This is a genomic window from Nocardioides stalactiti, assembly GCF_014180715.1.
GTDB classification, from domain to species: domain Bacteria; phylum Actinomycetota; class Actinomycetes; order Propionibacteriales; family Nocardioidaceae; genus Nocardioides; species Nocardioides stalactiti.
Genome location: NZ_JACEFC010000072.1, coordinates 1 through 23,574, shown reverse-complemented (window position 1 = coordinate 23,574; position 23,574 = coordinate 1). Strand labels below are relative to the sequence as shown.

Annotated in this window: 20 protein-coding genes and 1 pseudogene; 18 read left to right on the top strand and 3 right to left on the bottom strand. The window is 62.7% G+C overall.

Translation table 11 applies throughout. The features are described from left to right. Positions 1-417 (top strand): integrase core domain-containing protein (locus tag H0487_RS14530; RefSeq protein WP_220793421.1); only part of this gene is annotated, 417 nt, incomplete at its 5' end. Here the strand turns inward: H0487_RS14530 and H0487_RS14525 are convergent. Together H0487_RS14525 and H0487_RS14520 are read right to left on the bottom strand one after the other, a co-directional pair. Then, entirely contained in the window at positions 389-2,008 is a 1,620-nt protein-coding gene (locus H0487_RS14525; protein ID WP_183094947.1) for an FAD-dependent oxidoreductase, read from the bottom strand. The genes H0487_RS14530 and H0487_RS14525 overlap by 29 nt on opposite strands. Positions 2,009-2,011: 3 nt before the next feature. Then, positions 2,012-3,010 (bottom strand): AurF N-oxygenase family protein, encoded by a 999-nt coding sequence (locus tag H0487_RS14520; RefSeq protein ID WP_183094946.1) that lies wholly within the window; start codon positions 3,008-3,010, stop codon positions 2,012-2,014. Between the two features lie 287 nt (positions 3,011-3,297). Between H0487_RS14520 and H0487_RS14515 the strand changes: the two genes are divergently transcribed. From H0487_RS14515 to H0487_RS14455, 13 genes are all read left to right on the top strand, one after another. Next, on the top strand, positions 3,298-4,308 hold the full coding sequence (locus H0487_RS14515) for an alpha/beta fold hydrolase (protein WP_312855954.1): 1,011 nt from the start codon (positions 3,298-3,300) through the stop codon (positions 4,306-4,308). Positions 4,309-4,404: 96 nt separating this feature from the next. Further along, complete coding sequence (locus H0487_RS14510; RefSeq protein WP_183094944.1) at positions 4,405-5,178, top strand: MlaE family ABC transporter permease; 774 nt, start codon at positions 4,405-4,407, stop codon at positions 5,176-5,178. Between the two features lie 3 nt (positions 5,179-5,181). After that, positions 5,182-6,036 carry an MlaE family ABC transporter permease gene (locus H0487_RS14505; protein WP_220793420.1) on the top strand — a complete coding sequence of 285 codons (855 nt, stop codon included), beginning with the start codon at positions 5,182-5,184 and terminating at the stop codon, positions 6,034-6,036. After that, positions 6,033-7,409 (top strand): MCE family protein, encoded by a 1,377-nt coding sequence (locus H0487_RS14500; protein WP_183094943.1) that lies wholly within the window; start codon positions 6,033-6,035, stop codon positions 7,407-7,409. The genes H0487_RS14505 and H0487_RS14500 overlap by 4 nt, the downstream gene beginning before the upstream one ends. Before the next feature lie 38 nt (positions 7,410-7,447). Next, complete coding sequence (locus tag H0487_RS14495) at positions 7,448-8,446, top strand: MCE family protein (RefSeq protein WP_183094942.1); 999 nt, start codon at positions 7,448-7,450, stop codon at positions 8,444-8,446. Continuing rightward, positions 8,443-9,417: an MCE family protein gene (locus H0487_RS14490; RefSeq protein WP_281370699.1), complete on the top strand. Its 975-nt coding sequence runs from the start codon at positions 8,443-8,445 to the stop codon at positions 9,415-9,417. Before H0487_RS14495 ends, H0487_RS14490 begins: the two co-directional genes overlap by 4 nt. Then, entirely contained in the window at positions 9,342-10,583 is a 1,242-nt protein-coding gene (locus H0487_RS14485; protein WP_281370698.1) for an MCE family protein, read from the top strand. The genes H0487_RS14490 and H0487_RS14485 overlap by 76 nt, the downstream gene beginning before the upstream one ends. Further along, on the top strand, positions 10,580-11,746 hold the full coding sequence (locus tag H0487_RS14480) for an MCE family protein (protein WP_183094939.1): 1,167 nt from the start codon (positions 10,580-10,582) through the stop codon (positions 11,744-11,746). The genes H0487_RS14485 and H0487_RS14480 overlap by 4 nt, the downstream gene beginning before the upstream one ends. Beyond that, positions 11,743-13,140: an MlaD family protein gene (locus H0487_RS14475; protein ID WP_183094938.1), complete on the top strand. Its 1,398-nt coding sequence runs from the start codon at positions 11,743-11,745 to the stop codon at positions 13,138-13,140. The genes H0487_RS14480 and H0487_RS14475 overlap by 4 nt, the downstream gene beginning before the upstream one ends. Beyond that, a complete protein-coding gene (locus H0487_RS14470; protein WP_183094937.1) occupies positions 13,137-13,634 on the top strand; it encodes an Rv1363c family protein in 498 nt (165 codons plus the stop codon). Before H0487_RS14475 ends, H0487_RS14470 begins: the two co-directional genes overlap by 4 nt. Then, positions 13,631-14,182 carry an Rv1363c family protein gene (locus H0487_RS14465; protein WP_183094936.1) on the top strand — a complete coding sequence of 184 codons (552 nt, stop codon included), beginning with the start codon at positions 13,631-13,633 and terminating at the stop codon, positions 14,180-14,182. The genes H0487_RS14470 and H0487_RS14465 overlap by 4 nt, the downstream gene beginning before the upstream one ends. 174 nt (positions 14,183-14,356) lie before the next feature. Continuing rightward, positions 14,357-14,947 carry a PaaI family thioesterase gene (locus H0487_RS14460; RefSeq protein ID WP_246383598.1) on the top strand — a complete coding sequence of 197 codons (591 nt, stop codon included), beginning with the start codon at positions 14,357-14,359 and terminating at the stop codon, positions 14,945-14,947. A gap of 296 nt (positions 14,948-15,243) precedes the next feature. Continuing rightward, complete coding sequence (locus H0487_RS14455; protein WP_183094935.1) at positions 15,244-17,538, top strand: MMPL family transporter; 2,295 nt, start codon at positions 15,244-15,246, stop codon at positions 17,536-17,538. A gap of 409 nt (positions 17,539-17,947) precedes the next feature. Here the strand turns inward: H0487_RS14455 and H0487_RS14450 are convergent, their stop codons facing one another. Beyond that, a complete protein-coding gene (locus tag H0487_RS14450; protein WP_183094934.1) occupies positions 17,948-18,997 on the bottom strand; it encodes a helix-turn-helix domain-containing protein in 1,050 nt (349 codons plus the stop codon). Between the two features lie 110 nt (positions 18,998-19,107). Here H0487_RS14450 and H0487_RS14445 point away from each other — a divergent pair, with 110 nt between their 5' ends. The 4 genes and pseudogenes from H0487_RS14445 to H0487_RS14430 all read left to right on the top strand — a co-directional run bounded on the left by H0487_RS14445 (position 19,108) and on the right by H0487_RS14430 (position 22,856). Beyond that, a complete protein-coding gene (locus H0487_RS14445; RefSeq protein WP_183094933.1) occupies positions 19,108-19,428 on the top strand; it encodes a 2Fe-2S iron-sulfur cluster-binding protein in 321 nt (106 codons plus the stop codon). 22 nt (positions 19,429-19,450) lie between these two features. After that, positions 19,451-20,836: pseudogene (locus tag H0487_RS14440) on the top strand (cytochrome P450); the annotation flags it as partial. An 11-nt stretch (positions 20,837-20,847) separates the two neighbouring features. Further along, positions 20,848-22,050 carry an NAD(P)/FAD-dependent oxidoreductase gene (locus tag H0487_RS14435; RefSeq protein WP_183094931.1) on the top strand — a complete coding sequence of 401 codons (1,203 nt, stop codon included), beginning with the start codon at positions 20,848-20,850 and terminating at the stop codon, positions 22,048-22,050. Positions 22,051-22,178: 128 nt separating this feature from the next. Next, on the top strand, positions 22,179-22,856 hold the full coding sequence (locus tag H0487_RS14430; protein ID WP_183094930.1) for a TetR/AcrR family transcriptional regulator: 678 nt from the start codon (positions 22,179-22,181) through the stop codon (positions 22,854-22,856). Positions 22,857-23,574 lie beyond the last annotated feature (718 nt).

Sequence of the window (23,574 nt, the reverse complement as noted above, 5' to 3'; positions counted from 1 at the left end):
GACCTCGCCTTGGACGCACTCGAGATGGGGCTGTGGACCCGGCAGCACGCCGGCCAAGACACCGCCGGTGTCATCGCGCATTCGGACAAAGGCGTTCAATACCTCGCCATCCGCTACACCCAGCGGCAGGCCGAGGCCGGTGCTGTCGCATCGGTCGGCTCGACAGGCGACAGCTACGACAACGCCCTGGCCGAGGCGTTCAACTCGCTCTTCAAGGCCGAGCTGGTCCGCAACAAAGGTCCCTGGAAGAACATCGACGACCTGGAGATCGCCGTCGCCGAGTACATCGACTGGTTCAACCACCGATGGCTCCACGGCCAGATCGGGCTCGTCCCGCCGGTCGAGTTCGAAGACAACCACTACCGGCACAACCCCGCGCCGACTAGCGTCAGCGCGTCACTTCAGAGCCTCTACTGAACCCGACACGGGACAGTTTCTTCACGCGGGGCCTCCCATGCAATAGGCCCAGTGCGACCTCCTCCTCATCGATTCGACGCCAAGCGGCGAGATCCAGAGAGTCAGGATGCCAGCGGCGGAGCAGTGTCGGCAGATGACCGGCCGCAGGCGCGGCATTGAGGGCGCCGGATGTCACGTCCTCGAGCAGGCTGTTGACGGTCTCCCGGGCACACGACTTGTTGGTGCCAATAAACCCTCGCGGTCCCCGCTTGATCCAGCCGACGACGTAGGTTCCTGGCACCCCATCGACGCGTCCGGACTGGTGAGGCACTGATCCCTTGTCGTGGTCAAACGGAAGGTCACGCACCAGGGATCCCCGGTATCCGACGGAGGTCAGGACTAGACCGGCCGACAGATGTGTCGGTCCATCGTCGACAGTCGGGTTGGTAGCAGAGTTGCGGATGTTCACGCCCTCCACCACGTCCTGGCCTGTCAGGTGCGTCGGCGAGGACCAGAACTGGAGGACGATTCGTCTACCGCCCTTCCCCGCCGCCTCGGAAGTGGGCAGGCTGCGTAAGAGATCGAGCTTGTGTCGAAGTTGCACGTCTGCCCATTCCGGCGCGGGTGGAATCTCGGATGCGACCACGACCTGAAGATCGCGCCGGGCCATGAGCCCTACCAACTCCGGCAGAGTGAAGGCTGCGTGTTCAGGCCCTCGGCGGCCGAGTAGCACGACCTCCTCGACCCGGCTTTGTCGAAGAGCAGTCAGTGCGACGTCGGATATGTCGGATTTGGCCAGCTCACTCGGATCGGTCGTCAGGATTCGTGCTGCGTCGAGAGCGACATTGCCGTTGCCGATAATCACGACTCTGCGATGGCTGAGGTCAAAGTCGACATTGTCGTAGCTCGGATGGCCGTTGTACCAGGCGACGAATCTTGTGGCGCTACTCACGCCCGGAAGGTTTGCGCCAGGCAAATGTAGAGGGCGATCTTCCGATGCCCCTGTCGCATAGACGACCGCGGAGTAGCGTGCTGCTAGGTCCGCATGACGCACAGATTCGCCCACATCAACCCCTAGGGCGTAGTGGAACCCAGGAAGATCTTCGATGTGGCGAAAGAGTTTGTCGACGCCCTTGGTCATCTGGTGGTCGGGTGCAACGCCAGATCTGACTAGTCCGTAGGGCGTCGACAAACGGTCGTAAACGACCACCTCGACGCCGTCTTGTTTCAGCAACTCGTCCGCAGCGTACATTCCGGCGGGACCGGCGCCCACGATGGCCACTCGTAGCGGCGTATCCCCCTCAGCGAGCTTGATCAACGAAGGAACGATCGCTTGCACCGGCCGGCTGGCGCCCGGGTGCGCTTCGTGGAAGAGCCGGTTGATCTCGACGAACGGCAGTTGGTCAGCCGCCAACTTGGAGTCCTTGCTGATCGCCCCGACAGGACATGCAGCGACGCACGCCCCACAGTCGACACAGGTCTTCGGGTCGATGTACAGCATCTCGGCGGATACGAACAACTCATCAGCGGGGTTCGGCTGGATGGCATTGACCGGGCACGCAAAGACGCAGGCGGCGTCTCCGCAGCAGGCCTGCGTGATGACGTGGGGCACGCTTCACGCTGCCTTGCGGAAGACGACGGAAGGCTCGCTCCGGAAACGCGAGGGTCGGCCATCGATCTTGCACCAGCGCCACAGCCGCCGCGACAGCGGCGTCATGAGCCCGGTGTCCTCAGCCAGCATCCGAACGTCGGCGAAGAGATCGCGCAGACGGGCTTGTGACTCTGGCGCATCCCAGTACAACTCCTTGATGACCTCCTTGGGGATGTCGAACCGCTCGCGGAAATCCTTCGGCGGAACCAGGATGGCGTCACCGAGAAGTCGCATCAGCAGCGGAAGCAAAGCCGCCGTGATGTGACGTGCCCTCCGGCTGAGGTGAGGAGCGCGGAGGCGCACGGCCTCGTGAGCAAACGCGATGTGCCGAGCCTCCTCGGCGATGTGGATCTCCATTACCCGCGCGAGGACTGGAGGCAACTCAGCACCTGCCCGAAAGATCGACTTCTGAGTGTGATCGATGGGTTCTTCGCCGGCAAGCACGCCGAGGAAGAAGACCACCGGATACTTCGTGACCAGCATCGGAAGGACTGGTGCGAGCTTGCGCAGTACCCATGGCATGCCGTCGACCTCCGCTCCAATCCGGTTCACGACCTCCTGAAACATCTGCGTGTGGTGGCATTCCTCGGTGGCCTCGTGCATGAGATACCGGTATTCGATCGAGCCGTTCGGCAGGGCGAACACGTACTGCATGATGGCTCGGATCAGGACGTTCTCGAACTGGAGGCCAACTTTGAGGATGTTCGCCTGGCGCCATAGCCCGATCTCGATCTGCCGGTCGAGCGGCTGACTGATGTACCACTGGTGGCCGCCAAGAGGGTCCACCGCGGCAGGAAGTACCCATCGTGGGTCGTCGTGGCGGACCTGAAAGTCTTCAGCGTCCCAGGGAATGTCAGCGAACGCATCGAAGTGCCGGTCCACGGAGGCCTGGCTGAGTGTGCGCAGGACGTCGTCGTAGTTCTCTCGGGTCACCTTGGTGTTGAGGGCCTCGTCGAGCGTCATCTGTGCCCGACTGTGCGCGCTACGTGTAGATAGTCCGCTGGATGCGGCGTGCTTGAAGTCTCGGCGGGACATGGGTGTCTTCCTCCTCGGTCGGGGATCGTGACTAGTTAAACCGTATCGGTAAGTAGTGTCACATACAATGCCAGAGAGGTGACGCTCGGCACGTTGACACGCGTTCGCCAAGCGTGACACTGTTCACCGTGACGCTAAGCAGAGTTACAATGTTAGGAGTCGTCGATGACGCGTGAGGGGATCTGGCTTTGAAGACACAAGCGGCGCTTCTGAGCATGGTCATGGCATCAACGCATCTCGTTGCTCGTCATCAGGTTGTTCGCGCGAGGACTCGCACCGGCGGCGTCGGCGTATGGCCTGACCCGCCTGGGAGGCAGTTCTCAGTATGCGCCTCGGACGGTGTCCGGCTGGCGGTGCGGGAGTGGGGCGATCCCGACTCACCTATCTGCATCGTTCTCTCTCATGGGTGGACACTCTCCTCGCGGCTATGGGTTCGGCAGATTGGCGTTCTTAGCCGGGATGCTCGGGTAATCGCGTACGACCACCGCGGACACGGTGCTTCCGGGCGGGGTCTGTCGGGGAGCTGCACTCTGGATCAGCTGGGACGGGATCTCGGTGACGTCATCGATGGCGTGGCGCCCGAGGGGCAGATCGTTCTCGCCGGTCACTCCATGGGTGGCATGACGATCATGCACTTGGCCAAGCAGCGGCCTGACCTCTTCGCCCATCGGGTGGACGGTGTGGTGATCGTCAGCTCAAGCGCAGGAGAGCTTGGTTCGTCAGATCTCGGACTTCCCGGGCTGTTCGGTCACCTAGTGCGTGGATGCGGGCCACGCGCGATGGCCGCTCTGGGGCACCTGGAGGCATGGGCTGAACGACGCGAGACTCTAGGCCCCGAACTGTGGCTGGCTGTCCGTGCGTTGGCATTCGGGCCGGGAGCAACTGCCCACCTCGTCGACGAGATGGTGTCGGTGGCCAAGGCCACGCCACTCGGCGTCGTCTCGGCCTTCTATGCCGCGCTCGCACAACACGACGGGCGATCTGGCCTTCGTGTGCTACAGCATACGCCGACCACGATTCTGGTCGGCACGGAGGATCGGCTGACGCCTCTGTCGCATAGCTTGCGGCTGGCGGCGGCGTTGCCGCATGCAGAGTTGGTGCGGCTCGAAGGCGCTGGTCATATGCTCACGCTGGAGCGGCCGGCCGAGGTGGCCGGAGCCATCGGTCGCTACATCAAGCCCTTCTCGGAGGCTACCGAGGCCGGTGACTTCCTTGTCGCGCCATGACCCGACCTCCGTGGCGACCGCGACCGGTGGAGCTGCGCAGAACTGCTGGGGAATGAAGGCGCATCATGAGGAGTCGCTGCTGGCGGAGGCTCGTTCGTGACGAGTCTTATTCTATCCCCCCTATCAGCGGCGGGCGGCTTGTTCGGAACGTTCGTGGATGTCGCGCGAGCTGCACTTCGTCGTCCGTTCGCCGCGCGCGAGTACGTCGACCAGACGTGGTTCGTGGCGCGGGTTACGACGCTCCCTACCGCTTTGGTTGCGATCCCGTTCGGCGCGGTGATCGCCCTCCAGTTGGGCAGTCTGACGAGGCAACTGGGGGCGCAATCATATACGGGCGCGGCTTCCGCCCTAGCGATCATCCGTGAAGCTGCTCCGATTGCCACTGCTCTAATCGTTGCCGGAGCGGCCGGAACCGCAATCTGTGCGGACCTGGGCGCTCGTCGAGTCCGTGAGGAGATCGACGCGCTAGAAGTGATGGGGATCGACCCCATCCAACGGCTGGTGGTTCCGAGGGTGCTTGCAGCCATCACGGTGGCGCTGATGCTCAACGGGTTCGTCGCGTTCGTTGGAATCGTCGGCGGGTACTTCTTTAGCGTTGGGTTGCAGGGCAGCAGCGCTGGGTCGTACTTCGCTGGTTTCGCAACTCTGGCGCAGTCCAGCGACCTTTACGTCGGTGCGCTCAAGGCCGCACTCTTCGGACTGATCGCGGGAGTTGTGGCGTCGCATAAGGGTCTCACTGCCAAGGGCGGGCCTCAGGGAGTAGGGGACGCGGTCAACGCGGCCGTGGTGCAGGCGTTCCTGCTGCTGTTCTCGGTCAACTTCCTGGTGACTGCCGTCTACACCGAGATCGTGCCGCCGAGGGGTCGATGACGAATGACGAACGCCATGTCAACCTTGGTCAACCTGCGCATGCCGAGGGTGGCCCGCCTCGCGTGGGAAGGTCTTGGCGAACTTGGCCGGATGGCCTCCTTCGCCGTAGCGGTAGCCCGCGCCACGCCCATCGCGCTAACGCGCTACCGCGGAGAGACTCTCCGGCTCGTAGGTGAGGTCGCCCTGGGGCGAGGGGCGCTCGCCGCGCTGGGTGGGAGCGTGGGGGTCGTCATGGCAATGTCGTTCTTCACCGGTATCGAAGTTGGCCTTCAAGGGTATGAGGGGCTAGAACAAATTGGCGCAGCTGCGCTAACAGGATTTATCTCAGCCTATTTCAATACACGAGAGATTTCGCCACTGGTGGCCGGCGTCGCCTTATCTGCAACGGTTGGTTGTGGATTCACCGCCCAACTGGGAGCCATGAGGATTTCCGAAGAAATCGACGCCCTCGAAGTCATGGCCGTTCATCCGATCCCATTCTTGGTCGCGTCCCGGGTATGCGCAGGTTTGATGGCGGTGGTGCCGTTGTATTTTGTCGGATTGCTCGCCTCTTATCTCAGCACGCGTCTAGTGGTGACTTCTATATATGGCCAATCCGAGGGCACATACGACCACTACTTCCATTTGTTCCTCCCGCCCGAGGACATCGCGTGGTCGGTCTTCAAGGTCATGGTGTTCTCGGTCCTGGTCATCCTTGTGCACTGCTGGTATGGCTTTACCGCAGGCGGTGGGCCCGCGGGAGTGGGGATCTCGGTCGGGCGGTCGGTTAGATTCGCCATTGTTGCGATCGTTGTTCTCGACTTCCTGCTCAGCATGGCCATCTGGGGCTCCACAACCACTGTCAGGATCGCCGGATGAGGCGCTCGCGACACGCGATTCGTTATCCCATATTTGGGCTGCTCGCTTTGGCTATTGGGACGGTTGGAGTTGGCCTTGCATTCGCCAGTTATCAGAAGACCTTTTCCGATCCTGTCATGGTCAAGGTGAAGTTGGATCGTGCCGAGGATCAACTTGAGCGCCAAGCGGACGTAAAGGTCAATGGAGTCCGAGTGGGCGAGGTCGACGGGCTGTCGCAGTCGCCTGGCGGCGGCGTGATTTTGTCCATCGCGCTTGACCGCGACCTTGCGGCGAAGGTGCCAGCGGAGGTCAAAGCGAGGCTGGTTTCCAAGACCCTGTTCGGCGAGAAATACGTTGAACTTGTGCCGAATGGCGGAAGCGGGTCTATCCGAGCAGGGACCCTCATCGCTCAAGATCTCAGTCCTCGCGCCGTCCGGCTGCAAGAGGTCTTCGATTCACTGGATCCGCTGCTGCGAACCGTCAGGCCGGCCGACCTCAACGCGGCCACCTCAGCTCTCGCCACGTCACTTTCTGGAAATGGCGCAAATCTGGGCAGGACACTCGATTCCGTCGCGGCATATGCCGAAAACGCAAGCGATCTCGTTCCGGTTCTCGAGGCCGACCTCGCGCTTCTTGCAGATGTCGCGAACCTGTACGGGCGCGTGACTCCTCGTCTCTTGAGTATTACCGAGGGTGCGACCACAGTCATTAACACGGTGCGTGCCGAGATTGCCGACCTGGAGTCGTCTTTGCATGGCACAGCAGAGATCGCAGCGCGGGTGCGAGATCTCCTGGAGGAAAACGAAGAGACCCTTGTTGGGTTGATGAACTCGCTTCGTCCGACGCTCGAACTGCTTGAGAGGTACTCACCTGAATACGACTGCGTGTTCAATGGCGCAAAGATTGCAATCCAGCGAATCTACGACGTCTTTGGTGGGGACGATGGTCCCTTCGTGATCCGCGGACGTCTGCGGATCGGGCAAAGCAGAGGAGTCTATGCTCCAGGATTTGCCCCAAACGAGCCGCTGCAGGCCAGGCTATTGAAGGAACTGAAAGCCTTCGGGCCATCTTGTCCAGTGGTCACGAGAGCGCCAGTCGGCGGTACCCCTAACGCCGACATTCCGGCCCCGGCATTGGCGTTGATCGGTAGTTATCGAGGGTTGCTCGGCCTGCCTGCAACGCCCCTTGATACTGGAGATCAACAGGAGAATGAGTCGGATGTGGGGACTTCCGACCCTTCGTCCGGACTTAGCTTTGCAGACGACCTGCTCGGCACCATGACCCTTCCCCTCCCGTCCTCGGATGCTGGGACGACCGATGCAGATCTGCTGTCGTCGTTCTTTGACTTGATGGGGTACGGCACCTCTGGCGTGGACAGAAAGGACAATCGGTGACAGTACCCCTTCGGAGACCACCGCGATCTATTCTCGGCTTGGCTGGCTTTCTTGCGCTGACCCTAGGTTCGACCGCCATCCTTGTCTCCACGATTGTTGGTGGCAAGCCGAGTGACGCTGTTTCGTACCGGGCAGTGTTCGTCGATGCCACGCGAGTGATGGCAGGCGACGAGGTCAGGATGGCCGGCGTAAGAGTCGGGCGGGTACAGGAGGTGCTCCTCGACCCCGAGCAACGAGCCGTTGTCAAGTTCACGGTCGAGGGCGACTTGGAACTACCGTCGAGCATCCGTGCAGTACTGCGGTACCGCGATCTCGTCGGTGCTCGCTATCTGAGTCTCGTTGTCAAGCCGGGGGCGTCGACGGACGAGTTGCTCGAGCCGGGCGGCGTGATCCCGTTGAGTCGCACCACGGCGGCCCTTGACCTCACGGTTCTGCTCGACGGGTTCCAGCCTCTCTTCAACGTCCTCGAGCCCGATCAGGTCAACCAGTTGGCCTTGAAGGTGGTGCGGACACTTCAAGGTGAGGGCGGGACGGTCGCATCCCTGGTTGCAAGTACCGCCGACGTCACCGCGGGATTGGCTCGCCGAGACGACCTGATTGGTCGGGTGATCGACAACCTCAACCTAGTTTTAGATACGGTCGGTGAACGCGGCACGGGCCTGATCGCCCTGATCAATCAACTGCGGCAGCTTTCTTCGGGACTCGCTGAGGATCGGTACATCATCGCGGGCGCTCTCGACAGCATCGCTGAGTTCAGTACCTCCGCTGCAGCATTGGTTGAGGAGTCTCGGCCAGCACTAACCAAGGACATCGATTCACTGAGGACGGCGGCGACTGCCTTCGCTGAGACCAAGACTCAGTTGCAAGACCTGGTGGATCGACTTCCGATCAAGCTCAACGCATTCACTAGGGCCGGCAGTTACGGCGGCTACTTGAATTTCTTCGTCTGCCAATTGGACATCACTTTGACGCTGCCCGGCATCCGCCCCATTACGGCGCCCGGTCTCCGCAACAACGAAGCCTTGTGTGAGTCATGAGGACGAGAAACTACCCGCTAGTCGGGGCGATCGGTATCGTGACCTTGGCGTTGATGGTGGTCGCAGGACTGTCGGCCAGTCGGATTCACGGTCTCTTCGGACAGACCGAAGTGATCGTGGAACTGGCGCATGCGGCCGGTTTGAAAGCAGGCGATCCCGTTCGGATGTCTGGGGTGAAAATCGGATCGGTGAAGGACATTGACCTCGCCGAGACCGTAGTGGAAGTCACGTTGGAGGTGAAGGACGAGATTGAACTCGGCGATCAGACTCGCGCTTCGCTGAAGGTGGAGACCCTTCTGGGTACTGAGTACATCGCACTTACATCCGCGGGATCCGGCGAGTTGAAGGACGGCAGGATTCCGATCGAGCGGACGGAGGTGCCGTTCGATCTTCAAGCCGTTCTTGGCGGTCTGACTGAGAGGATTCAAGACATCGACACCGACGCGGTCGCGGAATCATTCCGTGCGGTCGCCGAAGTGCTGGACGGCGCTTCTCCCCAGGTCCGCCGGGCCCTCGATGGGGTGGCTTCACTGTCGCAGATCGTCTCGCGATACGACGGGGAGCTGCAGGAACTGACTGGAGAGTCTGCAGCAATCACGCGAATCCTTGCCGATCGCTCGCAGACGATAGGTTTGCTTGTGCGCGATGCTGGCACTTTTCTCACGGTGCTGGAGCAGCGTCGAGTCGTCATCGAGCGTCTGCTCGGCGCTGCTCATCGGCTCTCCAGCGAGATCGTGGCATCCGTGCAATCCACGCGGGACGATCTCGGCCCTGCCCTCAGACAGCTCCAAACAACAGTCGTCACCTTACGACGCAACAAGGGAGATCTGGAGGAGAGCGTGCGGCTCTACGCCCCGCTGCTGCGCTACTACACAACGGTGCTGGGAAATGGTCGATGGTTCGAGGCAGGGCTTTTCGGTCTGACGCCGCAGGTCTTTCCCGACGCTCCGAGCCAGAACGGAGACGAATAGTGACTATCTTGACCCGTTGGGTGGACCGAGCTCGAGATCCCCGCCGACGTCTCGCCGCGGCTGTGGTCGCGATGATCGTCACTTGGGCGCTCATTGCTGCCGCGCCCCAGGCTATTCGCGAAGGCGTCAACGAGTACCGAGCCACCTTTCCTCGCGCTGTCGGGCTCTACGTGGGCAGTCAGGTCACTGTGCTAGGAGTCAACGTCGGTGAGATCACAGCCCTTGAAATGCAAGGCACCGCCGTTGAGGTCACCTTCGAATTGGACCATCGAGTTCGGATTCCAGCTCAGGCGCGTGCGGTGGTCGTAGCGCCGACGCTGGTGAGTGATCGGCGGCTGGAGCTGACACCGGTCTACAACGGTGGACCGGAACTAGCGGCGGGCAGCCTGATTCCTTTGGCGCGGACTGCCGTGCCGGTGGAGATCGACGAGGTTCTCCAGGGGGTGGCGGACCTGTCCACCGCGCTAGGTCCGCGCGGGGCGAATCGCAGCGGCGCCCTGTCTGCGCTCCTTCGCGCCGGTTCGCAGACGTTACGCGGAAACGGCAATCGTCTGAACGCCGCGATCACCGAGCTCAGCCACGCCACCGTAACAGCCGCCGGGACCGGCGCTGATCTCACCTCGACAATGACCAACCTAGCTCAACTGACCCGGGCCTTGGTCGCCAGTGATACCCCGGTGCGGCGGCTGGCGGCTACCTTGCAGAAGGTCTCTAGAAGCCTGTCGTCACAACGAGACGCCCTGGTTGGAACAGTCGACGGACTGGCGAGCGCCATGAGGGAACTCCGGTCGCTTGTCAAGGACAGTGGGCCCGCGTTCACCCGAGATGTCGCGGGAATTCTCGACGTTACTCGGACTGTCCTGAAGCAGGAGCAGGCGCTTCGCGAAACCCTCAACCTTGCGCCAGTGACGCTTCAGAACTTTATTGGCACCTTTGATCCCCAGACGTCGGCGCTTACGGCACGCATTGCAGTGAACGGAACTCTGACTTCCGACCCGAGCCTGTTGCTTTGTCAGCTCATATCCTCCAACGGTCTCAGCGAGTGGTGTCCGGTCGTCAACACATTGGTTGACCCGATCGAGCCGCAACTGCAGGGTTTGCCGCAGCCTCTTGGAGAAGGGTCCGAAATTGGCGAGAGTCGCTTCGGGCGAGGAGGCCTGCGATGAATCCGAATGCCTGGTTGGCGGCGATACCAATTCTCTTCTTGACTGGATGTTCATGGGCTCCGCAGATGCAAGACCTAGGGCTGCCCGGTTCGCGGGTCCAAGATGGCTATGAGATCTCCGCCGACTTTGAAGACGTCCTGGACCTCGTTCCACTAGCAACCGTTAAACTCGACGGAGTCAAGGTGGGGTTGGTCAAGACGGTGGACCTTACGGAAGACTTCACTGCCCGCGCGGTGATGACAATAGCTTCTGATGAGCGGGTTCCCGTAGGCGTCACGGCCAGCATCGAGCAGACGAGTTTGCTGGGCGAAAAATACGTCGCGCTCGAAAGCCCTTCGACTGCGTTGCCAGACCATATGCGCGATGGGGACATCATTCCGTTGTCGAGGACGCGCGCCGCTATCGAGGTGGAGACGTTACTGAACGGGGCGTCTGCCTTGCTCAATGGGGGCGGGATCGGCCATCTGACGGTCGTGACTCGGGAGCTCAACGAGGTGCTGGCGGGTAGAGAGGACGTGATTCGGAGCGGATTGCGCGACTTGAACGACATGGTCGCAGCCTTGAGTCGCCGGCGGCAAGACATCGTTCGTGCGATCGAGGGGGTGGATCGAATTAGCCAAAGCGTCGCGTCCGAGCGCCGTATCGTCAGCGGAGCACTCGATGAACTTCCTGCTGGTATCGATGCGCTCGTAGGACAGCGCTACGCCCTCAGGAGAGCCCTCGCCGAGCTCGAGACCTTCGGTCGAGTCGCGACCAGGGTCATCGGTCGGACGAAGGCGGACACCGTCGCCAACCTGCGACTGCTCGATCCGATCCTGTCCGAGATCGCCAAAGCGGCGCCGTCGTTCTTCGAAACGTTGGACACCCTGCTGACCTATCCGTTCGCCCGAAACATCTATGGGGGGATGTCCGGGGACTACGCCCAACTGTCGGGGGAACTTGAGATCGATCTGGCCTCGCTGCTGCGCGATGGCTTCGGCCCTGGGCCGGCCCTGGGTGATCCGCAGCCGCCCATCCAGTGTGGTCAGTTTGGGTCAAACTGTCTGGCAGGTGATTTAACGTCCCCTCCGCAACCTCCGGGCAGTGAGCCCTCGACGAGACCCGGCCCGGACGTCCTGGACGGGCGCGACTTCCTGGACGGGCTCGGGGGTGTCGAACGATGAGATATCGCCACCACCGCATCCGGCTCCTCGCGTTCTTGATAGTCGGAGCGCTAGGCACGACAGTCGTGGGTCTGCAATACGTCGGGTTGGATCGCTATCTCTGGAACAAGCCGATCTACGTTCGAGCTAACGCGGCCCAAGCTGGCGGCATCTTTCCGAACGCCGAGGTTACCTATCGCGGAGTCGCAATCGGACGGGTGGATGCTGTAGAACTGCACGACGACGGTGTTTCTATCGTGATGGCTCTGAACCCAGATAGTCATGTGCCACGTGACGTTAGGGCTGTGGTTCAGAACAGATCGGCCATCGGAGAGCAGTACGTCGACCTACAGCCGCAGCACGTCGGGGCACCCTACTTGGCTGACGGCGATGCAATTCCGCGCGAGGACACCGACATCCCGCCGCGCATCGAGGATGTCCTGCTCCGCGTCCAGGAGCTTGTTGAATCTGTGGACAAGCGGGCGCTGCGCACCGTTCTGTCGGAAATCGGTGTTGGTTTGCGTGGGCTCGGGCCGGAACTGAAGGTCATCGCCGACGAGACCGACAACCTGGTGGATAGCCTCAACACCGCCTTGCCTGACACACGGGAGGTGCTCGTCAACGGTCGCACGATCCTGGGTACTCAGCGCGACACGTCGGGTGCACTCCGAGCATGGGCGCGCGATCTCGACCTTGTCGTAGGAGAGGTAGCGCGGGCCGATGGGTCAGTTCGATCGCTCATGACCGAGACGGCCCAGACAGCCCCCGAGATCATCGACCTTATAGGGGAGAATGATCAACAACTTCCGCTTCTCATGAAAGATTTTCTGAGTTTGGCCGGCATCGTGCGGGCGCGAATAGACGGTGTCAGGGTCTTCCTGGTGGCATTCCCCAGGCTGATCCAGGACACTTTCAATGTGGTACAGGGGGACGGATACGTGCACTTCAACGTGGCGCTTGACTACTCCAGCGGAGTATGTACGTCGGAGGGATACTCGGGCACGGTAAAATCGGTTCAGGCGGAGCCTGTTAAGGAACTTGGCAACCCGCAAAGGCGCGCCAACCTTAACGCCTACTGCGCAGAGCCTCCGGGGAGCGGCACGACGGTACGAGGATCGCAGAACGTCCCGTTGCTGGCGGGCGACACCTATAATCCCGCGACGCAAGAGGTCGATAACCCCCGGCAGGGGAAGCTGGGTTTCGACGATGTGCCTGCACGATCTTATGAGCGAGACAAGCATGAAGAATGGAGATACTCTCCGGGATCGGTGGTCCTCAATCAGCGGACAGGGGTCGTCAGCGGTCCCGACGGCCCCCTTCTCGTCCTGGGAAATTTGGACAGCTCTGTCGAGAGCAAACTGACCAGCTGGCGCGATCTACTTATCGGTTCGCTGGGTTCGGAGAAGGTTTCATGAAGCGCTTCACACGACGATCGCTGTCGATCCGAGTCATCGTGCTCCTGGTCGTTACGGGCTGCATTTTATTCTCTGCACGTAGCGCCCAGAGTCTGCACACATCGGCACGCGAGTCCGACGAGCGGGAGGCAGTTCTCGCGGTAGCACAGAAGGCCGCGGTAACCTTTACGACGTACGACTACCGCGAGCTCGACAGCACTTTCGATGCGCTCTTGGCAATGGGAACCGAGGACTTCCGCTCGACCTTCGGCCAGGCGGTCGACCAGTTGCGGCCGCTGATGAAGCGTGAGAAGGCCCGCTCGACCGGAACAGTCGTTGCGAGTGCGCTCGCGGATGAGACGACCGATGGAGCGACGGCGGTTCTCGTGACAATGAACGTGACTGTGAAAGGCCTCTCGACAAAGAAGGGAAAGGAACGTCAGTTTCGGCTACGGCTGCGATTGCAGCACGCCGGCGACGAGTGGCTTCTGGAAGAGATTGGGACCGTATCGTGAGCCGGGGCGTTCAGCAGATCTCGCATAAGGGCGATGACTCGGCCGTAGATGCCGTTCCGGAGAACGGTCGCAAACTAGCCCGGCGACGGGCACTTGCGACGCTCCTGGTTGCTATCGTTGTGGGGACGACCGGGTACTTGGCCTGGGCAGCGGAGGATAAATCGGATCAGGTCCGCCGGCGAAACGAGGCTGTCGACGTGGCCGAGAGGGCTGCGGTCGCAATCCTGCGTTATGACCACGCGCGACTGGCCCAGGATGTAGAGGCCGCGACGGCTTTCATGACCCCAGGTTTCGCAGAGGAATATCGCGAGTACGCAAAGTCGACCGTCAACCCGTTGGCAACGAAATACCGTGCTGTGCTCACTACCGAGATGGTTGCATCGGGTATCGAGCGGATCGACGGAGACGAGGCCACGGTGCTCCTCTATGTCAACCAGACTACTCGAAGTTCCAGGCTGGTTGCGCCCAGGGTGGACTCCAGTGCGGTCGAGATGCGACTGAGCTGGACAGACGGTGTGTGGTTAGTCGCAGGTATCGAACCGATCTGATCGTACGGAACTGCCCCTGATGGTCGCTAAAATCGGGGCCTTTTCTTTAAGAGGTCCATCGTGACCTGGCGTTTCTTGTCGGGTTCGCGCGCACCGGGTCGCGACTGCCGGCGGGTACGGGTGCTTGACCTGCTTTCGCTGTCTGGTCGCGGTCATTGAACCTACCCACTCCATTTGGAGATCATCGAACCGGAAAGAGAGAGGGTTGAAGTCATGTCAGCGATCTGGAGCCACCGCGAGAGGCCGGCACGTGTTGGCGAACTGAGCTCGTCGAGCGACGGGGGACTGATCGCCAGATGGACGGCGCACCTCGCCGGAGAAAGCCAAACGGCAATCGGCGAGGAGTTGCCGGCGCATTCGCCGGGATGCGCCGGTTGCGGGCCCAGTAATCCATCTGGCTTGCACCTTCGTGCGACACGCACCACGTCGGGTGTGAAAGCGGTTCACAGTTTCACCGAGGCTCAGGTAGGAGCCCCTGGTATTGCGCACGGAGGAGCGGTCGCTCTCGCTTTCGACGACCTCTTCGGGTTTGCCCTCTATGCCGTGGGTTCGCTCGCCGTCACGCGGAGCCTCACCGTCGAGTACCGATCCCCGTTCTGGTTGCATCGTTCGTACACGTTCTATGCCCAGGTGACTCAACGCGAAGGTCGACGGCTGCTTCTCCACGCTGAGGCCTGGGACGCCACAGGTCAGGCGGCCGGATTGGCCGACGCCGTCTTCGTGGCTGTGGGGCCCGAGCACTTCGTCAGGGAGGCTGAGAACTGAATTGCGCTGGGTGGGCCTCCTGTGTGTTCCCTTGGCCAGCGAGTGCCGTTTGGGGTACCTAGCGCCAAGCGCTTCGGATCGCCCTCCCGGCATCTAGCCGCCGTTGCTGTTCGGTGCCATCAACGGGGCGATCCCAGCGGCCCTGGAGGGAGTGCTTGACGTGCATGTCCGCGACAGTGCGTATACCGCCCAACCGGGGCCGATCGAGCACGAGTAGTTCCTCGAACTCGTCTTTCACTACTTGCGTTCGGGCCTCCAGCGGCGCCGACGCCGCGATGTCACGGAAAGGGCATCAGATGTCCACGCTTCTCTACCGGCTGGGTCACCGAGCGTTCGACCGGCCCTGGTTCGTTTTGGCGGGCTGGCTCGTCGCGATCGGCATCGTCATCGCTGGTATCGCCCTCAACGGTTTCAGCGTGAACTCGGGCTTCAAGGTGGACGGTACCGAGGCGCAGACAGTGCTCGACCGCGTCACTGCTGAGCTGCCGGAGGTGTCGGGCGGTCAAGCCAGTGTGGTGTTTGTCGTGCCCGAGGGACAGCGTATTGATACCCCAGATCGGACCGAGGCGCTGGCCCGGGCCATCGATGCCGTCTTAGGGTTGGATCAGGTCGCCGCTCCCCCTGAAATGGAGCCCGACGCCGCCGGCGATCCGAGCCGCGCACCGGAGAACGCCCAGCCCTTCCGGCCACTGATGCACGACGGGGCCCCGGTGCCCGGGGCGCTCCTCTCCGCCCGCGGCGACACCGTCTTGTTCCAGTTCCAGTTCAAGGTCCCCACCACGTCACTGGCGAACAGTGACGTGACCGCGGTCCTGGACGCGGTGGAACGCAGCGAGACCGGTACCGGGATCACGGCCTTGCCCAGCGACTCGCTCAAAGCGCTCGAGGTGCCCGTCGGCGCAGGAGAAGTCATCGGTCTCACGGTGGCCGGGATCGTGCTCGTCCTGACCCTGGGCTCGGTGGTCGCTGCTGGGCTGCCTTTGGTGAACGCGCTTGTCGGGGTCGGCATCGGTGTGGGCGGCGCCTATGCCCTCTCGACGGTTCTACCGATGAGTTCAGCAACCCCGGTCCTCGGGCTTATGGTTGGCCTCGCGGTCGGGATCGACTACTCACTGTTCATCGTGAACCGGCAGCGACGCTTGATCCTGGATCAGGGCCTGCCCGCGCACGAGGCGGCCAGCCGTGCCGTCGGCACCGCCGGGAGCGCCGTGTTCTTCGCCGGTCTCACCGTGATCGTCGCGCTCACAGCCCTGACCATCATCGGCATCACCATGCTGACCGTCATGGCGCTGGTCGCGGCATCGACTGTGGCGCTGGCCGTCCTCATTGCACTCACTTTGCTGCCCGCGCTGCTGGGCCTCGTCGGCGAGCGAATCTGCTCCGTCAAAGCTCGCCACACCCGAAGCCAGCGCCTCGCCGAGGAAGCGCACAGCGTCGCAGACCACTGGGTCAAGCGTGTCATCAAATATCGGTGGCCGGTCATCGCGATCGTCGCCACGCTGCTGGGAGTGGCAGCCATCCCCGCGGCCAGCATGGACTTGGGCATTCCGACCGCCGCTACCGCCAGCAGCGACACCAGTGCCCGGCAAGGGTACGACGCGATATCGCGTGGATTCGGGGAAGGATTCAACGGCCCGCTCCTCGTCACCGCCGAACCGACACAGCCCAGCCCTCCGATCACGCCCGCGGTCACCGCCAAGCTCACCCAAGCTCTCCAGCAACAGCACAATGTCGCAGCGGTCGTGCCTCTCGGGGCAGGCAGGTCAGGTCGGCTGGTCGTCCTCAGCGTGATCCCGAAGTCCGGTCCTTCCGACCAAGCCACCGCGGATCTGGTCAGGGCGCTGCGCCAACCCGATCTCGACCTTGCCGAGGACCACCAAGTCACGCTGGGCGTGACCGGTTACACCGCGATCAGCATCGACATGTCCGACAAGCTCGCCGACGTAATCCCGCAGTATCTCGGGGTCATCGTGCTGCTATCGCTACTGATCCTGATGCTGGTCTTCCGGTCCGTCATCGTTCCACTCGTCGCGACGGCCGGATTCCTGCTCAGCATCCTGGCCACCTTCGGCGTCACTACAGCGGTCTTCACCTGGGGATGGTTCGGCAGCCTGTTTGCGGTGGAGGGGGGTGGCCCGATGATGAGTTTCATACCGATCATCGCCACAGGCATCCTCTACGGACTCGCCATGGACTACCAGGTCTTCCTCGTCTCCTCGATGCGCGACGCTTATGTCCACGGCCACCACGGCATGCACAGCGTCGTGCGCGGCTTCGACCAAGCCAGCCGCGTCGTCGTAGCAGCTGCCGTGATCATGGTCGCCGTCTTCTCCGGCTTCATCTTCAGCCACGACATTGTGGTCAAGCAGCTCGGTCTCGCGCTCGCCGTTGGCGTCCTTGTCGACGCCTTCTTCGTCCGCATGACTCTCATGCCAGCGGTGATGGCGATCGTCGACGATAGGGCGTGGTGGCTGCCACGCTGGCTCGATCCTTTGATCCCGAACCTCGACGTCGAAGGTGATCGGCTCGCCACTCTGCTCAGCCAGCGGTCGAGCGCACAAGACACCTGGGACTGCCGCACGAATAGGTGACCTGCCTACATCCGTCCAGCAGGCCGTCCGACATCCTGGCGTTCACCGAGTTCCCGAGGACGTGTGGACCCAGAGCTGGTCCAACACCCCCGGGTGAATAACCGCGAGATTCGCCGCTTCTAGGACGCAGTAGGGATCTTCCCGATCCTCGGAGGGATCCCGGGGCTCGTCGGTGCCTTCCTCGCCCGCTGCCGCATCAGCATCGTCCCCACCACCGAACCCGAGATCGGGCGCCGACGACCTGCCAGTACTGAACGCCTGAACCCATCAACACAGACAACGCATCGCCACACCATGACGATGGGACTGACCGCTTCAGTTGCCACGGGTGTCCAGCGTGACGCTGGGCTGAGGCCTGATGAGGTCGACGCTGTCAAGGTCTAATGGTTCCGATCGCCACTGGCGCGCGTCAGAGGGGATGACGACGCGCCTCAGCATGCGGCCGGATGCGGCTACCCGCTCGGCGGAAGGCAACCGGTGACTGCCCTGTCCAGCGTTTGAAGGCATGAGAGAAGTTGGCCAAGTCGCTGTACCCGAGGTCGACGGCGATCTGGCTGATGGGAAGCGACGGGTCAAGGAGGCGCACAATGGCACGTTCGCGGAGAACCGCCTCTCGCAGCTCGCGAAAGGTCGTGCCCTCGGTATCGAGGCGCCGCTTCACTGTGCTAACCGACATGCCCAGCACGGCCGCGACCTCATCGCGGCCACTGTGAGCAGGGTCCTCCTCGATCGCCCGCCTGATGGTTTCGGAGATGCTGGTGGGTTCCCTGTCGCGCTCGAGCGTGCGGCGCAGCTCAGTGATGGCGAGGCGATAGGCGACGGGGTCGGGGAATCGGCAAGGTGCTGAGAGGGACTCGACGGGTACGTGGATGAACGAGGTGTGTGCGCCGAACACCAAGCGTCCAGACACGGCGTCGGGCGGCAGCGCCGGCGTGCTGCTGGGGGCCTCCCAGGCGAGATGCAGCGTCACGGCGGGCAATTCTCCGGCCAGCATGTCGAGCAGCCGTAGCAGAGCTGCTCCACCGTATGCGATGACGAGGCAGTTGAGAGCCTGGTCGTCGGTCTGCCCGGTGAGACCCACTGTCAAGCTTGTCGGACTCTGGTGGAAGTGTGGTCGAAGGCTTCCCGAGATGACCGGTAGGTAGCCGAGGAGGTCGAAGACCTCAGCCACGGAAGCGGCACTGATCAGGGGCAGGCTCAAGGGGCCGAAGGACGTCAGCTGCGCCTGTTCGGCGAAGGCGAGCCCGAAGCGGGTCGCGCTGTCGGGATCGAGGTCGGCGAACACCTCGCGGAACCATCGGATCGGCACTTGCCGGTCACGCCTGACCAGTTCGAGTTCCGACCAGCCCTCGCGGCGCACAAGGCGACGGAAGTTCGCGACCGCGTCGGGTTGAAGGGCATCACTGTTCAGTAATTGAACAAACGCGAGGGGAGGGACACCGGCTTCCTCTTGCCTCAACTACGTCGTCTCCTGAGCCGAATTCACAAAAAGCTGACGCGGGTGACCATAGCCACTAAGCCGAATCGGCCACAACACTGGGAACCAGTTTTCGAGTGAGGAGTTCCGCGATGTCAGTAGTCACCTTCATCTCTCATGACGGAGAGAAGCACGAGGTTCCGCTGGAGGACGGCGAGTCCCTCATGCAGATCGGCGTGAGCAACATGGTCCCCGGTATTGATGGCGACTGCGGTGGCGAGGCGGCATGCGGCACCTGCCACGTGATCGTGGACGACTCGTGGATCGACGCGGTCGGACGGTCGACCTCCGTCGAGGAGGAGATGCTGGCGATGAACCCTGAGCGCGAGCCGACCTCGCGGCTGTCCTGCCAGATGAGGATGAGCGAGGACTGTGACGGCTTGGTGGTCCGGCTCCCAGAATTCCAGATGTGATCAGCGAAAGGACATCGACATCATGACGACACTGACGGTCGTGACCGACACCCTGACCGAGCGAGCGCAATCATTGGTCCCGATGGGGCTGCAGATCCGCGGCGCCCACCTGTACGACCGGGCCCGCCGCTTCGTGACGCGGTCCAACGGGCAAAGAATCTTCGTCGAGCGGCCCATCCCGCCCGTGGAAGAGGTCGCGCTCGCCGACATCGACCTGAGCAACCCGTTCCTTTACCGGCAGGGCAAGTGGCAGTCGTACTTCGAGCGGGTGCGAAACGAGGCGCCCGTCCACTTCCAGGCCAACAGCCCCTTCGGTCCGTTCTGGTCAGTGACCCGACACGCCGACATCGTTGCGGTCGACAAGGACCACGAGACCTTCTCGGCCGAGCCGTTCATCATCATCGGCGAGCCTCCGCGGTTCATGGATGTGGCCATGTTCATCGCCATGGATCCGCCGAAGCACGACCGTCAGCGCGCGGCCGTCCAAGGCGTCGTGGCTCCCAAGAACCTGCGCGAGATGGAGGCGCTGATCCGCTCGCGCGTCCAAGAGGTGCTCGACGGCCTCCCGGTCGGCGAACCCTTCAACTGGGTCGATCGCGTCTCCATCGAGCTGACGGCGCGCATGCTGGCGACGCTGCTGGACTTCCCCTACGACCAGCGTCGCAAGCTGGTGGAGTGGTCTGACCTGGCCAGCTCCATGGAGCAGGCCAATGGCGGCCCCTCCGACAACGACGAGGTCTTCCGAGGATTCGTCGATGCGGCGAGGGGGCTCAGTAGCCTGTGGCGCGACAAGGAGGCGCGCCTCGCCGCGGGCGAGGAGCCCGGCTTCGACCTCATCACGATGCTGCAGAGCAACGAGGACACCAAGGACCTGATCGACCGCCCGATGGAGTTCTTGGGCAACCTCGTCCTGCTGATCGTGGGAGGCAATGACACGACGCGGAACTCCATGAGCGGCGGAGTGCTCGCGCTGAACCAATTCCCGGACCAGTTCGAGAAGCTCAAGGCAAACCCGAGCCTCATCCCCAACATGGTCTCGGAGATTATCCGGTGGCAGACTCCGTTGGCCTACATGCGCCGAGTGGCCAAGAAGGACACGATCCTCAACGGTCAGTTCATCCGCAAGGGGGACAAGGTGGTCATGTGGTACGCCTCGGGCAACCGGGATGATCGCGTCTTCGACCGACCCGATGACCTCATCATCGACCGAAGCAACGCGCGCAACCACATCTCCTTCGGATTCGGTGTCCACCGGTGCATGGGGAACCGGCTCGCGGAGATGCAGCTGCGCATCCTCTGGGAGGAGCTGCTCCCTCGCTTCGAGAAGATCGAAGTCGTTGCCGATCCTGAGTACGTCCAATCGAACTTCGTGCGCGGGATCAGCAAATTGATGGTCGAGCTGACTCCCAAGACCGCCAGGTGACCCGGGGCAGGGCTCTCGTGGTGGGAGCCAGTCACGCGGGCGTCCAGGTGGCGGCCAGCCTGCGGCAGGAGGGCTGGGACGGAGAGGTCGTCGTGATCGGAGACGAGGCGGCGCTGCCCTATCATCGGCCCCCCCTCTCCAAGGCGTACCTCCTCGGCAGGAGCAGCCGGGAGGAGCTCGCGATCCGCAAGACGGAGTTCTACGCCAAGCAGGAGATCCGGCTGGTACGGGCAACCGTCAACCGCATCGATCGTGAGGCCGGATGCGTCGTGACGAGCGAGGGCGAGACACTGGCGTACGACGGTCTGGCACTGTGCACTGGGGGCCGCGCGCGCAGGCTGTCCCTGCCCGGCAGCGACCTTCCGGGGATTCACTACCTTCGGGTCTTTGCCGACGTCGAGGCGATCCGCGAGTCGGCCGTGCCCGGTCGTCATGCCGTCATTATCGGCGGCGGCTACATCGGTCTGGAGACAGCCGCATCCCTGCGGGCGCTGGGTCTGGAAGTGACAGTCCTGGAGGCTGCCGAACGCGTGCTCGAGAGGGTCACTGCACCCGAGGTGTCGGCCTTTTACGAGCGGGTGCACAGAGAAGCAGGTGTGGTCATCCGGAGCCGTGCTCTCGTGGAGAGCTTGGTCGGCGACCTGCGAGTCAGAGAGGCGATCCTGGCCGGGGGTGAGCGGATCCCGGCCGATCTCGTGATCGTGGGCGTTGGACTGGTCCCCAGCGTGGAGCTCGCTGTCGACGCGGGCCTGGAGGTGGAGGACGGGATCGTCATCGACGACCACGCTCGCACCAGCGACGCCCGGATCGTGGCCGCGGGGGACTGTGCCAGTCATCGGATGGCTCGCTACGACCGAGTCGTCAGGCTGGAATCAGTGCCGAGCGCCGCCGAGCAGGCGAAAACGGCGGCGGCGACGCTGTGTGGCCGAGAACGTCCCATCGCGTCCCTGCCGTGGTTCTGGTCGGACCAGTACGACCTCAAGCTGCAGATCGCCGGCTTGAACACCGGGTACGACGAGGTCGTGATCAACGGCGACCCAGCCAGTGACCGCGACTTCTCCTGCTACTACCTACAGCGGGGCCGGTTGATCGCCGCGGATTGCGTGAACCGTCCTCGAGACTTCGTGTGGGCCAAGCAAGCGCTCGGCAAGGGGCTCGAGGTGGACCGAGAGCAACTTGACGTTCTCGTTGCGACTTGATCCTGATCCTTCTCGCACCAGACGACGTCGTGGGGCGAATCCTCCCACCTCGCCGTTGTTCGACTACCCAGTCGAAGGGTTCCTGTGGTGACACTGTCGCAGTCGCGACAATCGAGTAGAGTTTGTCCATGGCCACGGCGTTGAGGGCGTCCTACCGAGCTCACCTGCGACAGCGGGCATTGGAAGCTGCATACGCCGAGACGGTCGAGAAGGGGTGGGACAAGGTCCGGGTGGGACACATCGCCACCTCGATCGGGGCTTCGCGCGCCATGCTCTACAAGGAGTTCGGAGACAAGCAGGGCTTGGGTGAGGCGTTGGTCCTTCACGAGGCCGAACGATTCCTGGCAGGAATCCAGAACGTCCTCACCCACTTTCCCGCGGATGCCGCAGGCGGGATCCAGGCGTCGGTTCGCTACACCCTGGCCGAAGCCGAGAGGAGCCCGTTGCTGCGGGCGGTGCTGGTGTCCCACCGGGACCCGGCGCTCGACACGGCGGCACTCGACACACCCACAGGCATGCTGCCCCTGATCACCACCTCCAGACGGCTCCTGGACGTCGCAAGTGAGACCTTGGCGGCATGGCTGCACGAACAGTTCCCCGAGCTCGATGGCTCGGATGTCCAGGACGCCACCGACGCTCTCGTCCGCCTCGCTGTCAGTCATCTCGCGCTCCCCGGCGCCGATGCCGACACCACCGGCCGACGAATCTCTGAGGTTGCTCTGAGATACCTGGGTCTTCGCGAAGGCGAGGGCCTCTGCGCCGACCCTGATGCACACCCTGCCCGCCAAGTCCGGACGCGGGCGTAGTCCACGACGGTGAACTGGTGGGTCCGCTACATCGATTGTTACGGATCAGGTGACCTGCCTACTCCCGTAGACCACGCTTCGGGTTCAGAGGCGCGGGCGAGCGTCCCTTCGGGTGCGCGGTCGCAGGCATCGAAGAGAGCTCACGCGATGGCCTCGTGGCCCCTCGGGAGCTCTGGCGTGTCCGCGACTTGCAGGCGCGGCACCTACAGCCGCGCCTGACAAATGGACACGCTCTCATGACGTACGAGCCCCGTTGTCGGCGCAACGGATCCTGACGTAACCGGAACTCACACGCCTGTGTCCCGCTGCATGGATGACCGGCCCGCGAGCCAGATACAAGTGAAGGTTTTTTGTACTTCTATTGACACCAAGGCTCTAATTGTCGCAGTCTTCTCTCGGCGACACTTTCTGTCACCCGAAGATGGTTCCGCCGCCGCCCCAAGTTGGGTCTGCCGCGCACCCACGGTCCCCCTTGGCAGGGAGACGAGTAGCAAGCACGCAACCAGGCCACGGCGGCGGACACAACGGTGGTCACCGGACGAGAAGTGGACGGAAATCCCTCGGATGACAGAGGTCCAATCATGAGTACTGGGGTCTGCTGCACGAACTGGTGACAGTTGGGGTTAGGCCGCCTGGGTGGCGGTTGGGGCCATGATCAACTCGTATTCGATCGGGGTCAAACGTCCGAGACCAGCTTGCCGTCGACGGCGGTGATAGG